We start from the raw sequence: 13,435 nt of genomic DNA, 5'->3' as shown, positions 1-13,435 counted from the left end.
CGCAAAAAAGGGCCTCCCCGCGTTCCGGGAAAGCCCCTCGTCTTCTGCCGAAAAGCTTCGGCTCCTAGTCTTCCAGATCCTTCAGGTACATCTCGCGCATGGTCACCTTGCTGATCTTGCCGACGCTCGTCTTGGCAATGGCCTCGACCAGGCGGGCTTTAAGCAGGATGGCCTCCTTGGGCAGTACGCCCTTGTCCACAAAACTCTTCACGTGCTGGGCGATTTCCTTCTCCTGCGGGGCTGCTCCCTTTTTGGGCACCACCAGGGCGAGCGGCGTCTCGCCCCAGCGCAGGTCGGGCTTTCCGATGACCGCCACCTCGGCCACGTCAGGGTGCTGGAGGATGATGTCTTCGAGCTCCAGCGAACTGATCCATTCCCCGCCGACCTTGATCACGTCCTTGGTGCGGTCCGTGATGCGCAGGCTCCCCCCCGCGTCGCGGCAGGCCACGTCGCCGGTGTTCAGCCATCCGTCGGCCCACAGCTTTTTGGAGTTGCTCTCGTCCTTGAGGTAGGACTCCGTGAGCCAGGGCGCTCGGACCTGCAGGGCTCCGGGGGTTTTGTCGTCACTGGGCACTTCGGTTCCATTGTCGTCGATCAGACGCAGCCTGACCATGGGCAGGGCTTTGCCCGTCCGTGTGCGCAGGGCGATCTGGGTCTCACGGTCAAGCAGCAGTTCAGCTTCCGAGAGATGGGCCAGGCTCAGGATGGGGCAGGTCTCGGACATGCCGTAGCCGGTGAAGACGTCGATGCCCCGGTCCAGCGCTGCCGCGCAGATGGCCTTGGGCATGGCTGCGCCGCCGATGACCACTTTCCAGCCCGAGAGGTCGAACTTGGCGCATTTGGGATCCGAGAGGAGCATGTGCAGAATGGTCGGCACGCAGTGGCTGAAGGTGACCTTCTCCGTGGCGATGAGCCGGGCCAGGACTTCCGGTATGTATTTGCCCGGGTAGACCTGCTTCACCCCGAGCATGGTGGCCATGTACGGGATGCCCCAGGCGTGGACATGAAACATGGGGGTTATGGGCATGTACACGTCTTCGCGGTGAAAGCGGCCCTGGGTTGCGTTCGAGCCCAACGCCGCGACCCCGGCCAGGGTGTGCAGCACGAGCTGGCGGTGACTGAAGAACACGCCCTTGGGCAGACCCGTGGTGCCCGTGGTGTAGAAGGTCGTGGCCCGGGTGTTCTCGTCGAAATCGGGGAAGTCCTGCAAGGGGGTGGCCGCTGCCAGGAGCGCTTCGTATTCTCCGGCCAGGGGCAGGGTGGTCGCGGGCGTCTCGCCTGTGTCGGAAAGGAGAATGAACTTTTCCACAGTGTCGAGGCGGCCTTTGATCTGCTCCAGCAGAGGCAGGAAGTCGGAATTGACGAGGATGACATCATCCTCGGCGTGGCCGATGGTGTAGACCATCTGCTCCGGGGAGAGGCGGATGTTGATGGTGTGCAGGACCGCGCCGATCATGGGGATGGCGAAGTAGCATTCCAGATAGCGGTGGCTGTCGTAATCCATGACGGCCACGGTGTCCCCGGCTTTCACGCCAAGGGCCATGAGCGCGGAGGCCAGGCGGGCGACGCGTTCGCGAAACTGCGCGTAGGTGAAGCGCAGGGTGCCTGCGTAGGTGATCTCCTGGCCTGGATTGTCCTGGAGAGGGGCCTGGAGGATGTTCTTGATGAGGAGTTGTTGAGTTCCATGAGTGGTGTTCATATCTATGGGGTGTCCTTGTGATTGGTCGTTGAGTGTGTGCTCAGTATGATTTTCACGGCAATACTGGAGCGCGGGCTTGAATGCAATTCGATAGGCGTGAATGTGTTGGTTTGGATTTAAAAGCAAATAAAATCAGAATGCTATGATTTTTAGTTTCGAAGATGAATGGTTGAAAATCAACCATCTCGTGGATGATTTTCAACCATTGCGTGGACGATCTGCATCTTTGTCGCAGCGCTTCGAGTCCATTCGACACGTGTGGCCGGTGCGGCAGGGACGCCGTTTTGTTTCGGACTGGACCTTGGGGCGGTGCGGACATATCAGTAAGTTCCGATTCACGTTCACGACAAGGAGGCCGCCATGTCCATGTATTCCAAGTTCGCCGAGTGGTACGACCGCATCTTTCCCTTCAGTCCCGGCGTCTACGCCTTTCTGACCCACCATCTGGGCGATCGCGGCGGACCGGTCCTGGACCTGGGCTGCGGCACGGGCGACTACTGCGCCGCCTTCACCCGCGACGGCGTGCGGGCCGTTGGCGTTGACCTCGACTCCGCCATGGTCTCCCAGGCTCGGGCCCGTGGCCCGGAGACCGAATTTCATGCCCTGGACATGACGGAATTCCCGACCCTTGGAGGTCCCTGGAGCATGATCTACTCCATCGGAAATACCGCCGCCCATCTGCCGCGGGACCGCTTCTGGCAGTGCGTCGAAAACGTGGGCGACCGGCTTCTGCCGGACGGGGTGTGGATCGTGCAGGTCATGAACTGGGATTACGTTCTGGGCCTGCCTGCGTTCAACTTTCCGGCCAAGGTCATGGACGGGGCGGTCTTTCACCGCGCCTATGAAGACATCACTCCGGAAGGATTGACCTTTCACACGGGCCTCGACATCGAGGGCCAGCGGGTCTTTGACGATCAGGTGCGGCTGTATCCGCTGTCGTCGTCCGAAATGGTGGCCGGGCATGAAGCGCGCGGGTTCCATCTGGTCGAGCATGTGTCCGACTACTCCGGCAGCGGGTTTGACCCCGAGGTTTTTTCAGCGAACATCTTCGTATTCAAAAGATAAGGACACGCTGCATGGATTTTCTGACCGCCATGGGGCAAAGCACGCTCTTCAAGGGCCTTGGAGCGGAGGAACTCGCACAGCTCGAGCGCATCAGCGAGCCGCGCCAGTATGACAAGGGAGACCTGCTCTTTGGCGAGGGCAAGGAAGGGGTCGGGTTTTACGTTGTGGTGACCGGGCAGGTAAAGGTCTTCAAGATGTCCTTTGATGGCCGGGAGCAGATTCTGCACATCCTCGGACCCGGCGACCCCCTGGGCGAGGTGCCGGTTTTTGCCGGAATGAACTATCCGGCCAATGCCCAAGCCCTTGGCAAATCGGTTCTTTATTTCTTTCCCCGCCAAAAGCTCATCGAACTCTACCGCGAGAGCCCTTCCCTGGCCATGAACATGCTGGCCGTTCTCTCGCGCCGTCTGCGGGAGTTCACGGTCCTCATCGAGAACCTGTCCCTGAAGGAGATCCCCCAGCGCCTGGCAACGTATCTCGTGCACCAGCAGTCCCTGAAACCCGTCTCGGCCAGGGTCAAGCTCAGCGTGACCAAGGGCGTGCTCGCCAACATCCTGGGTACTTCTCAGGAAACCCTCTCGCGCGTGCTCGGCAAGCTGAGCCAGGAAGGACTCATCGAGGTCCAGGGCAAGGAGATCAGCATTCTGGACATGGATCGCCTCCGGTCCCTGGCGGATGGGGAGAGCCGGATGTAGGAGGGCAGCGCTTTGCCCATCCTTTTTTCAACAATAAGCAAAGGAGTTGCGAAATGCGGACGATCATTCTTTTGGCGGCGTTCTGCCTGACTGTAATGACGGCATGGGCAGCGGGCTTGGCGGGCCCTGGTCCTTCGCACGGCATCGACTACCCTGCGGGCTGGCAGGACTGGGCGGCCATCTCCGTGGCTCACCGCACGGACAACGACACGATCCGGCTCATTGTGGGTAACGATGCGGCCGTCAAGGCGGCCCGGGCCGGTCAGACCAATCCCTGGCCCGACGGTGCGGTCCTGGGCAAGGTGGTCTGGAAGGCGGTTGACCTGGACGCATGGCCTGAAGCGAAGGTCCCGGGCGACCTGGTTCACGCCGAGTTCATGTTCAAGGATTCGAAGAAGTACGCCGACACCTATGGCTGGGGCTGGGCGCGCTGGCTGGGGCCGGAGCAGAAGCCCTTCGACAAGGGCCCGGAGGCATGTATCTCCTGCCACACGCCGGTGCAGGACCGCGACTGGGTTTTCACGAAACCGGCGGTGTTTCCGAGATGAGGGTGCAGTGTGGTAAGGATTTCGGCTTTCGTCCGGTCATGTTGACTTCCAAACACCAAGACGGGGGGCCTACGCCTTTGAACGATGATTTTAAGAGCACGTACGCCTTCGTCACAACCCCTTTTTCGGATCGAAATCCTGTCCCAGCGCAGCAGGCGCGGTGATGGGCCAACTGCCGGAGAAGCGCCCCAGAAAGGGGTAGCGGCGCATCATGTCCTGGACGAAGCCTATTCTGCCGAGATTCACGGCCAAAAGGGTCAGGATCATCATGGGAAAGGGCGCCACCTGGAAGACCTGGGCCGGGATGGAGGGGAAGATGTCCTGGAGATAGATGCCCGAGACCTGGAGCGCCGCGAAGAAGTAGGCACCAATGGCCGCCCTTACAGGGTGCCAGCCGCCGAAGATGACGATGGCCAGGGCGATCCAGCCCGCGCCCTCGCAGCCCTGGGGGCGCCCCCAGCCCGGCTTGACGGCCAGGGAGTAGGCCGCGCCCGCCAGCCCCACCAAAGCCCCGCCGACAAGGCAGGCCATGAGTCTTGAGAGCCTCACCCTGATGCCGCGCCCGAAAGCCGCCCGGGGCGATTCTCCCACGGCGCGCAGCCGCATGCCTGCACTCGTCTTGTACATCCACCACCAGCACAGCGCGATGGCTGCCAGGCTGATGCTCACCACCGGTGACTGCCGTCCGAGCACAAGGTCCAGCAGCGGCGTTTCGGAGAGGCCGGGAATGCCCCAGTAGCCAAGGCTAGGACCGGGCTGGCGGGAGTAGGAATGGCCAAGGAAATAGGCCAGGTCGCGGGTCAGGAGGGTCAGGATGAACCCCACGGCCAGTTGGGATTGCCCAAGGTAGATGTTGGTCAGGCCGAGCACAAAAGCCACCAGCGCCCCCATGCCCATGCCGCCGAGAGCGCCGATCCATGCGTTGCCCGTGATCGAGGCCAGGGCGAAGGAGGCCATGGCGGAGAGAAGTATGGTCCCGTCCAGGGACAGGTTGATGACCCCGGCCTTCTCGGTGATGGTCTCGCCAAGAGTGGCCAGAACCAGCGGTGCCCCGGCCAGGAGAATACCGGCCATGATGAGCGCGAATTCCTGCATCAGCGTTCCTCCCGGCGACGGGTAATGTAGGTGCGAATGCCCTGGGTGATGAAGACCGAGAGCACCATGAGCCCCTGGATGACGCCGCTTAAGGATGAGTCCAGTCCAAGCTGCAGGGGCAACTGGATCGAACCCACGTTCAGCACGGCAAAAAAGAAACAGATGAAGGGCACCGGCAAGACCCTGAAACCTGCCATCATGCCGATCAGCAGAGCCGTGTAGCCATAGCCGGAGGAAATGCTCGGCAGCAGGCGATGATAGACGCCCAGAACCTGGACAGCCCCGGCCAGTCCGCCCAGGGCGCCGCACAGGGCAAAGGCCTGCAGCATGCGCAGGCGCGGGCTCAAGTTAAAGAGACGAGCGGCTTTGGGGTTCTGTCCCACCGCCCTCAGCCCCAGTCCCCATTGCGTGCGCAGGAGCAGAAAAGCCACCAGCAGGAACGCTGCGCAGGCCAGCCCGAGCGCGGTCCAACTCACGGCGAAGGAGCCTATGCGCTCAAGCCACAAGGAGAGATGCAGGGGCTCGGTCCCGCTCATGGAAGCCATGCCGGGGCGTTTCCAGGGGCCGAAAATGAGCCAGATGGCCATGCCCATGGCTACGAAGTTGAGCCCGAGCCCCGAGAAAATCTCGTGCACCCTGCCGTGAGTTTTGAGTAGGCCGGCCAAAAGCGCCCAGAGCGCTCCTCCGAGCATGCCCGCTCCCAGGGCCAGCGCAATATGCCAAGGGCCGCCCTGATCGAAAGGCATGAGCGCACCGGTGCAGAAAATTGCCCCCAGCACGATCTGTCCTTCTATGCCGATGTTCCACAATCTGGCCGTGAAGGGGATGAGCAGGCCCATGGAGCAGAGCAGCAGCGGGACAAAGACCGTCAGGACCTGCCCAAATTTTGAGGCGGAGCCGAGCCCGCCCACGAAGAGAATGCGCAGGGTCTCAAAGGGCGGAGCGCCGGAGGGCAGGGCCACGAGCACGGTCAGGGCCAGCGCCATGGCGAGTGCTGCGGCGATCCAGAGCAGCTGTTGCAACCATGAGCTATGCGACATGTGCGCTCTCCGGTTTTTTTCCGGCCATGAGGGCCCCAAGGCGATCCACGCTTGCGTCCAGGCGCGGCACGTCGGCCACCAGCTTCCGATCGAAAAAGACCAGCACGCGGTGGCTGTGCTCGATGACTTCGTCCAGGTCCGGTGAAAAGAAGAAAAGGGTCGCGCCGGAAGCGCAACGCCCGCGCAGATGCTCCCAGACCTGTCTGGCCGATCCGGCATCAAGTCCGCGGGTGGGGTGCTCCATGAGCAACAGCGGGGCGTCGTCGGGGATGAGGGACAGGAGCAGGCGTTGCTGATTTCCTCCGGACAGGGCCTTGGCCGGGGTGTCCGGGTGGGCGCGCAGGTCAAAGCGCTCCACACACTGCGACTGGTGAAATTCTTCCAGCCTTGAGGCATGTTCCGGGAAGGCGAGCAGGATGTGGTCGCGGATGGACAGGTCCGGGAAGAGGGCCTGGCTCATGCGGTCCGCAGGCACGAAATGCACGCCTTCATGTCGCAATGACTTGAAATCTGTACGGGTATGCTCGGTTTCGTTGATAATGAGGCATCCTGCAGGCATGCGATCCAGGCCACACAGTCCGCGCAGAAAAAGTTCCTGACCGCTGCCGTCGAGTCCGGCCAGACCGATGATTTCTCCGAGCGCTGCCGAAAGTTTCAATGGCCCCAGATGGTATTTAGGCCCTGCAAAGACTGCTTCGGCCAGCGTCACGCGGTTGCTTTGTCCCGTCTCGGGCATGGAGTTGTTCACGGATTGGGCGGCGGCATCACCGAACATGCGCTGGACCAGCTCTTTGGGATCGTAAGGGGGCGCAAGTCGTGCTTCCAGACGTCCCTGGCGCATGACGAAGATGGCGTCAGCCATTTCCAGCGCCTCGGAGAGCTTGTGCGTGACCAGGATGATGGTGTGTCCTTCCTGACGGGCCAGCCGGGCCAGGAGGTCGAAGAGGCCGCGTTTTTGTTCCGGGGTGATGCCGGTGGTCGGTTCGTCGAGAATGAGCGTCGTGGCTCCGAGGTCGAGCAGCCGCAGCAGTTCCAGCAACTGTCGTTCTCCCACGGTCATGGAGGCCACGGGTTCTTCGGGCAGGAAGCACACGCCCAAATGGTTGGAGAGTTCGCCCAGCCGGTCCACGACCTGTGCCCTGGTCCGGGGCGGACCGCTCAGGCGGAAGTTTTCCCAGACCGGCAAGGCAGGGAAATCCAGGGGGTCCTGATAGAGCATGCCCACGCCCAGGCGCCCTGCCGTGACCGGGGTGAGGCCCGGGTGGGCCTCGCCGCGAACGGATATGACGCCTGAGTCGGGCACGGTATGACCGGCAAGGATGCGCATGAGTGTGCTCTTGCCGGCTCCGTTTTCACCCACCAGGGCGTAGATGCGGCCTGGTTCGAGAGTCAGGCTGATGCCGTCGTTGGCCCGAACCCGGCCGTAGTGCTTGCTGATGTCTTGCAGAACGATCATGTTATTTTGCGCTGGACTGGCCTTCCATGCCCTGCAGCAGTTGCTGCAGAGACCAGATCTGCTCGTCCGTGGCCCCTTCGCCGTCTTTCAGGAAGGGGGTGCCGTCCTGATAGTTCAGGGGGCCGCTGAAGAGGTTGATCTTGTGCGCGCCAAGATCCGCCACGAAGGTATCGAGCCTGGCCTTGTTCTCGCTGGACAGACCCTCGCCGGCCATGAAGCCGATGGTGGATTTGTCGTGATCGTTGATGTCGGCCCAGTGGGGGGCGTCCCACTGGAAGTCCTGCTTCCAGGTGCCGCCCTGTACGGCCGTGGCCTGGCGCAGGAAGGATGGGCCCCAGTTGAAGTAGGGCACACCGACACAGGTCGGACCCTGGCCTTCGCAGGCATGAGCATAGTCGTAAGGGATGGCCCAGGCATCGCGGCCTTGATCGCGCTTCTGGCGCGCCACGGTCACGGCTTCGGGAGTGTCGATGCCGGAGATGACAACGTCATAGCCGCCGTCGAAGAAGGAGCCAGCGACCTGGGCGGGATCCGTGGTCACGCCGGGGATGTTGAACCAGAAACCGATCCAGCTGACCTTGAACTTGAGGTCTTCGGCCTTTCTGCCGAGCACTTCGGTCCATGCATAGCGCGCGCCCAGAAAGGCGGAGGCGGCCAGGCGGCGGGTCTCTTCGTTGATCAACGGTCCCAGGTAGGCGATCTTGCCCGTCTTCGAGGTCAGAGCCGCACTGAAGCCGGCCATCATCTTGCCGTATTCCATGCGTCCGAACAGGTTGCCCAGGTTGGCCGGAGCCTTGCCGGTGAGGACGTCGTCACCGGAGACGTGAACGAAGACCTTGTCCGGGTGCAGGCTCGCGGCTTCGCGGATGCCGTCCTTCATGTCGTCGGAACCGGCGATGATCAGATCAGCGCCTTTTTCCACCAGATCATCGACCACCTGCGGAATGGTCAGACCAGGGCGGTCGGCGGGGTTGACCTTGTCCAGGTAGATGAGCTTGGTGCCGGGCAGTTTTTCCTCGACGTACTTGCCGCCTTCGTACTGGGCCTGACTGTAGCCCTTGTCGTTGTATGGGCCGACCAGGATGAGGCCGATGGTGAGGTCCTTGGCCATGGCCATGGACGGACAGATCAGCAAGGCCATAAGGCCAATGGAGACCAGAAAACGCTTCATGTTTCCCTCCGGATGTGGTGGGCGTGGAGACCACGCGCCGGGATGTGGAATCCGCGAAACGCGGTGTTTGCGGAAGCCGGGTGAAATAGGGGGATGTGCCGGAAAAGTAAATCCCGACTTTGCCACCATGAGCCGCGAAGTCAACAAGAGTATGGCCAGTGGACCGGGGAGAGTTCGGAAGAGTGTATGACACCCAAGGCAATGACGTAGGACGCGTTGCCAAGATCAAGAGAGTGTGTTCAAACTGCGACGAATTCATTCTCCGGATTTGAGAGGGAGCGAGCATGACTGAAGAGAGGGACGCCAACCTGGGATCGCTCAGGGAAGCCTTGTATGCCTTGATGCTTGAAGCCAAGCGCGAAGAGGCCCTGCGGCTGTTGCTCGACCATGCGGAGGCGCGCGGCTTCCAGTCGGCGGTGAGCGATGTGCTCGAACCGGTGCTGGAGAGGGCGGGCGAAGCCTGGCACCGGGAGAATTTGTCCCTGGCCCAGGGCTACGTGGCTGGAAAGATCGCCGAGGACCTGCTGGTGGCCGCGGCCGAATCCGGCGGGGATCTGCCTCTGGATGTCAAGGGACCGGTGGTGATCGGCAATGTTGAGGATGATTATCATTCTCTGGGGCGCAAGATGGTCGCCATTTTTTTGCGCGCAGCCGGATGGAAGGTCATCGATCTGGGCAACGACGTGCCCCCCGGGGAGTTTGTCGATGCGGCCATCGCGCATGGTGCGAGGGTCATCGGAGTTTCGGCCATGATGCTGACCACGGCCGAGAACATTCGAGCCCTGCGGACCGAGATAGAAGCACGGGGCCTTGGCGGCAAGGTCCGACTGGCCGTGGGCGGCGCGATTTTCAAGTTGCGGCCCGAACTGATGCTGGAAGTCGGCGGCGATGGCACCGCCCCCAATGCCATCGAGGCCCCAGCACTCTTCGAGCGGCTTTGGGCCCAAAGTCTCGGGATGGATGCAAAATGACCGGCATGGAGCGTGTGCTTTGCGCCCTGCAAGGGAAACCCGCGGATCGGCGGGCCTTCACGCTGGCCTTGAGCCTTTACGGCGCCAGACTATCCGGATGCCCGACACGTGAATACTATTCCGAGCCGCAACGTTATCTTGAAGGGCAGCGAGAAGTTGTTCGCCTCATAGATCCGGATATCGTGTTCGCCCCTTTTGCCCTGCCCTTCGAAGCTCTGGCTTACGGAGGGGAAGGGATCTGGCTGGATGAATTTCCGCCCAATGTCCGCAAGCCCCCTTTTCTCGGGCAGGACATGCCAAAGCCGCTGGGTGACAAGGTGCTCTGCGCTCCGGGTGTGTCCTACCTGGTCGAGTCCACGCGCCTTTTGGCCGCGGAGTTCGGAGCGTCGAAACCCGTCTGTGCCGTGGCCACGGCCCCGGTGGACCTGCCGGCCATGCTGCTGGGCATCGAGGGCTGGCTTGAAACGCTGCTCTTCGACCCTGAGCGCGCCGCGCGTCTGATGGATCTGGCCGAGGAGCATTTTCTGCGTATGATCGCAGCCTTTTTCGCGGCCGGCGCCGCCTTTGTGGTGGTTCCGGTCATGTTCGCCAATCTGCGTCTGGTTACTCCGGCCCTGCTCGAAGAGACCGTCCTCCCCGCCCTGGCCCGGGCTTTCGGACAGACCGGGGGGCCGCTTGTCTACCATCATGGCGGCAACCGCATCCTCGACCACCTCCAGCGTTTCTCGAGCCTCCCGAAGGTGGCCGGTTTTCTGCTCGATCCGCGCGACAGCGTGTCCCTGGCCCGGGAAACCCTGGGTCCGCAGCGGCTCATGCTCGGCAATGTGAATGGCCCCGGCCTGGCGCGCATGCATCCGGACAAGGCGTATGCATCCGTGTCCGCGCTTCTGGCCGAAAGGGCATCGGACAGGGCTTTCGTGCTGGCCTCGTCGCATGCGGACATCCCTTTCGACACCAGCCCGGAGACCTTGTTGGCTGTGCGCAAAGCGGTCATGGACGCAGGAGAGGTCGCATGAAAGACATCCTGGCCCTGACCTGCGGTATTTTTCAGGCGGAAATGCAGCGCCTGGCTCCGCGATTTCCCCGTTTGCGCTTCGTTTTGGCCGATTCCATGCTGCATATGCGCCCGGACTTGCTCCAGAGCCGTATCGACGACGAGCTCGCAAAGCATCCGCCAGGCAAGACGCTTTTCATTTATGGGGACTGCACCCCGCGCATTGTGGAGCTGTCCCGCAAGCCTGGCTTTGCCAAGACCACGGGCATCAACTGCTGTGAAATCCTGCTTGGACGCGAGGAGTATCGCCGCTTGCGCAAGGCCGGAGCATTTTTTTTCCTGCCGGAATGGACGCTGCGCTGGAGAGATGTCTTCGAGCGCGAACTGGGCTTTGCGGGCGGGCGCGGGGCCGGGGAGATGCTGCGTGAAGTGCATAACAAGTTTATCTATCTGGACACCGGGGTCATGCCTGTGCCAGAGGCGCTTCTGGATGAAATCAGCCGGGAACTGGAGATGCCAATGACCGTTCTTGCGGTGGGACTTGACCGATTGGAGCTAAACATCGCTAACGCCCAGGAGCAGCTCGATGCCCAGTGATGCCGGAGAGCCCCGGGCCTTTTACCAGCTTTTCGCCGATCTGGCTTCGGGCACCCTTGAGCATGTAACGGATCCGGTGAAGTGCGCCGAGTATGTGGCGTCGCAGGTCCGGGAGCTTCTGGGGGTCAAGGCCGTGGGCGTGGTCGCCTGCCAGGGGCATGGCAAGCCCCATCGTCTCCTGGCCGTGCGTCCCTTGAGGCAGGAGACATTGTTCAAAAGCGTTGAGATCGATCAGCTCATCCACGAAAGTCATGCCTCGCCCCTGGCCATGACCGTAAGCCCGGAGGACCAGACCGTACCGGGCAGGTTGTTGCAATCCCTCGGCCTGTCGGATTCCGTGATCGTGCCATTGCGTGTCGGCAGCGAGATGATCGGAGCGCTGGTTCTGCTCGGACTTATGGATTCGTACGGGGTCGAGACCATCGTGCACAGCCTCGATCGATTGTCCTCCCTGCTGGCGCTGATCATGCGTCAGGCGGATCAGTATCGCGATCTGGAGTTGGCCGTGCGCGAGCGCACCGCCGAGCTGCAGGCCACGCGCGACCGCCTGGAAGAGCAGCATGCCTTTTTGTCGACCCTTCTTTCGAGCCTGCCCAATCCAGTGTTCGTGCAGGATGTGCATGGCCGGATCCTGCGGTGCAACGATGCTTTCTCCGCTCTGCTGGGAACGCCCGAGCGCGAACTTGTCGGTGAGCATGAATCCCGGTTCCGGGCCGCCTTTGTTCTGGAGCCCGCCAAAAACGCAGACCCGGGGATGGAAGAGTTCGAGTGTCGGGCGGTTGACGGCTGCATGCGACGCATGCTGGCTTCCCGCGCGCAATTTCATACCAGTCAGGGGCAACTGGCCGGATTCATAAATGTCCTGACCGATGTCACGGATCTGGCCGCCGCTCGGCTGGAAGCTGAAGCCTCCAGCCGAGCGAAATCGGAATTCCTGGCCAACATGAGTCATGAGGTCCGCACTCCGTTGAACGGCATCGTCGGCATGCTGCAGCTCCTTAGCCAGACCTTTCTGGATGCTGAGCAGAAGGAGTTTGTTTTCACGGCCATCCGGTCATCCAAGCGCCTGACCCAGCTTCTGACCGACATCCTCGAGATTTCGTGCATCGAGGCGGGCAAACTGGCCGTTGCCGCGCAGGAATTTCACTTTGTGGACCTGCGCGACTCCGTGCGCGACCTCTTTGCCATACCGGCCAAGGCCAAGGGAATTGAACTTGCGTTCGAGGTCGACGAGGCCATCCCGTCGCATGTGGTGGGCGACGAAGGCCGCTTGCGGCAGATTCTTTTCAATCTGGTAGGCAACGCCACGAAGTTCACATCCCGGGGAAGTGTCCAGATTCTGGCCCGACGTGTGGATGTAGGCACAGAGATGTTCGTCGAATTCACGGTCAAGGACACCGGCGTGGGCATCCCCCGCGAGCGCCAGGATGACATATTCAACGCCTTCACCCAGGTCGACGGGTCGGCCGTACGCGCGCACGGTGGCGTCGGGCTGGGGCTGGCCATCGTCAGACGTCTGGTGGACATGATGGGCGGGTCGATAACGGTTCAGAGCGAGCTAGGGCAGGGCACGACCATGACCACAAGGATTCCGCTTATCCCTGGCCCGACGGTGTGCGAGTTCCGGGAGAAGCCCCCTCTGCCCGTGGTCCGGGGCAAGCGCATCCTGGTGGTGGAGGATGACCCCATCAATCAGCTGGCCCTGACCCGGATGGTCAAGAAGCTCGGTCATTTTCCGGCCCTTGCCGGCAACGGCCGGGAAGCTCTGGGCAAGTTGGCTCTGGACGATTTCGATTGCGTGCTCATGGATATCCAGATGCCGCTCATGGACGGGCTTGAAGCCACCGGCAGAATTCGTTCCGGAACCATTGAGCGCGTGTCCCGGGAAATTCCGATCATCGCCCTGACCGGACACGCCATGCCCGGAGACCGTGAACACTTCCTGGAGTGCGGCATGACGGCCTATCTTTCCAAACCCGTGGACATGGATTCCCTGGCTCGCCTCATCGCCGAGGTTATGGCCGGAGGCGTCTGACGGCATTGCTGCGTTTTTTTGGGGTGAGTTTTCCGCTACGAGTTTATGCGTATTGTCTCTTTCAAGCTC

At 61.8% G+C, this 13,435-nt stretch carries 12 protein-coding genes; 7 read left to right on the top strand and 5 right to left on the bottom strand.

Translation table 11 applies throughout. The annotated features are described in order from the left end of the window. Nucleotides 1-64: 64 nt before the first annotated feature. Nucleotides 65-1,699 (bottom strand): long-chain fatty acid--CoA ligase, encoded by a 1,635-nt coding sequence (locus tag CVU60_04625; protein PKN42651.1) that lies wholly within the window; start codon nt 1,697-1,699, stop codon nt 65-67. Between the two features lie 360 nt (nt 1,700-2,059). Here CVU60_04625 and CVU60_04620 point away from each other — a divergent pair, with 360 nt between their 5' ends. The 3 genes from CVU60_04620 to CVU60_04610 are packed head-to-tail and all read left to right on the top strand — an operon-like array spanning nt 2,060 to nt 4,007. After that, nucleotides 2,060-2,764 carry a class I SAM-dependent methyltransferase gene (locus CVU60_04620; protein ID PKN42650.1) on the top strand — a complete coding sequence of 235 codons (705 nt, stop codon included), beginning with the start codon at nt 2,060-2,062 and terminating at the stop codon, nt 2,762-2,764. Between the two features lie 11 nt (nt 2,765-2,775). Beyond that, on the top strand, nt 2,776-3,459 hold the full coding sequence (locus CVU60_04615; protein PKN42649.1) for a transcriptional regulator: 684 nt from the start codon (nt 2,776-2,778) through the stop codon (nt 3,457-3,459). A gap of 53 nt (nt 3,460-3,512) precedes the next feature. Beyond that, on the top strand, nt 3,513-4,007 hold the full coding sequence (locus tag CVU60_04610) for a cytochrome P460 (GenBank protein PKN42648.1): 495 nt from the start codon (nt 3,513-3,515) through the stop codon (nt 4,005-4,007). Nucleotides 4,008-4,118: 111 nt separating this feature from the next. On the opposite strand, the gene CVU60_04605 is transcribed toward CVU60_04610, so the two are convergent. From CVU60_04605 to CVU60_04590, 4 genes are read right to left on the bottom strand one after another with little or no spacing between them, the layout of a single operon-like run. Further along, entirely contained in the window at nt 4,119-5,102 is a 984-nt protein-coding gene (locus CVU60_04605) for an ABC transporter permease (protein ID PKN42647.1), read from the bottom strand. Then, a complete protein-coding gene (locus CVU60_04600) occupies nt 5,102-6,142 on the bottom strand; it encodes an ABC transporter permease (protein PKN42646.1) in 1,041 nt (346 codons plus the stop codon). Before CVU60_04600 ends, CVU60_04605 begins: the two co-directional genes overlap by 1 nt. Further along, nucleotides 6,132-7,598 (bottom strand): sugar ABC transporter ATP-binding protein, encoded by a 1,467-nt coding sequence (locus tag CVU60_04595; protein PKN42645.1) that lies wholly within the window; start codon nt 7,596-7,598, stop codon nt 6,132-6,134. The genes CVU60_04600 and CVU60_04595 overlap by 11 nt, the downstream gene beginning before the upstream one ends. 1 nt (nt 7,599) lies before the next feature. Then, on the bottom strand, nt 7,600-8,769 hold the full coding sequence (locus CVU60_04590; protein ID PKN42644.1) for a BMP family ABC transporter substrate-binding protein: 1,170 nt from the start codon (nt 8,767-8,769) through the stop codon (nt 7,600-7,602). Nucleotides 8,770-9,053: 284 nt separating this feature from the next. Between CVU60_04590 and CVU60_04585 the strand changes: the two genes are divergently transcribed. From CVU60_04585 to CVU60_04570, 4 genes are read left to right on the top strand one after another with little or no spacing between them, the layout of a single operon-like run. Beyond that, the gene (locus CVU60_04585; GenBank protein ID PKN42643.1) at nt 9,054-9,740 is read left to right on the top strand and encodes a corrinoid-binding protein; all 687 of its coding nucleotides are present in this window, start codon (nt 9,054-9,056) and stop codon (nt 9,738-9,740) included. Beyond that, the gene (locus CVU60_04580; GenBank protein PKN42642.1) at nt 9,737-10,756 is read left to right on the top strand and encodes a uroporphyrinogen decarboxylase; all 1,020 of its coding nucleotides are present in this window, start codon (nt 9,737-9,739) and stop codon (nt 10,754-10,756) included. Before CVU60_04585 ends, CVU60_04580 begins: the two co-directional genes overlap by 4 nt. Next, entirely contained in the window at nt 10,753-11,331 is a 579-nt protein-coding gene (locus CVU60_04575) for a hypothetical protein (protein PKN42641.1), read from the top strand. Before CVU60_04580 ends, CVU60_04575 begins: the two co-directional genes overlap by 4 nt. Then, entirely contained in the window at nt 11,321-13,366 is a 2,046-nt protein-coding gene (locus CVU60_04570; GenBank protein ID PKN42640.1) for a hybrid sensor histidine kinase/response regulator, read from the top strand. Before CVU60_04575 ends, CVU60_04570 begins: the two co-directional genes overlap by 11 nt. The last annotated feature ends 69 nt before the right edge of the window (nt 13,367-13,435 follow it).

This window comes from Deltaproteobacteria bacterium HGW-Deltaproteobacteria-18 (genome assembly GCA_002841885.1).
Taxonomy (GTDB): Bacteria; Desulfobacterota; Desulfovibrionia; order Desulfovibrionales; family Desulfomicrobiaceae; genus Desulfomicrobium.
This window is presented reverse-complemented; position numbering and strand designations above follow the sequence as displayed.

Coding starts and splice junctions, on each gene's coding strand:
- CVU60_04625 (PKN42651.1), bottom strand. CDS start 1,699: ATGAACACCACTCATGGAACTCAACAACTCCTCATCAAGAACATCCTC.
- CVU60_04620 (PKN42650.1), top strand. CDS start 2,060: ATGTCCATGTATTCCAAGTTCGCCGAGTGGTACGACCGCATCTTTCCC.
- CVU60_04615 (PKN42649.1), top strand. CDS start 2,776: ATGGATTTTCTGACCGCCATGGGGCAAAGCACGCTCTTCAAGGGCCTT.
- CVU60_04610 (PKN42648.1), top strand. CDS start 3,513: ATGCGGACGATCATTCTTTTGGCGGCGTTCTGCCTGACTGTAATGACG.
- CVU60_04605 (PKN42647.1), bottom strand. CDS start 5,102: ATGCAGGAATTCGCGCTCATCATGGCCGGTATTCTCCTGGCCGGGGCA.
- CVU60_04600 (PKN42646.1), bottom strand. CDS start 6,142: ATGTCGCATAGCTCATGGTTGCAACAGCTGCTCTGGATCGCCGCAGCA.
- CVU60_04595 (PKN42645.1), bottom strand. CDS start 7,598: ATGATCGTTCTGCAAGACATCAGCAAGCACTACGGCCGGGTTCGGGCC.
- CVU60_04590 (PKN42644.1), bottom strand. CDS start 8,769: ATGAAGCGTTTTCTGGTCTCCATTGGCCTTATGGCCTTGCTGATCTGT.
- CVU60_04585 (PKN42643.1), top strand. CDS start 9,054: ATGACTGAAGAGAGGGACGCCAACCTGGGATCGCTCAGGGAAGCCTTG.
- CVU60_04580 (PKN42642.1), top strand. CDS start 9,737: ATGACCGGCATGGAGCGTGTGCTTTGCGCCCTGCAAGGGAAACCCGCG.
- CVU60_04575 (PKN42641.1), top strand. CDS start 10,753: ATGAAAGACATCCTGGCCCTGACCTGCGGTATTTTTCAGGCGGAAATG.
- CVU60_04570 (PKN42640.1), top strand. CDS start 11,321: ATGCCCAGTGATGCCGGAGAGCCCCGGGCCTTTTACCAGCTTTTCGCC.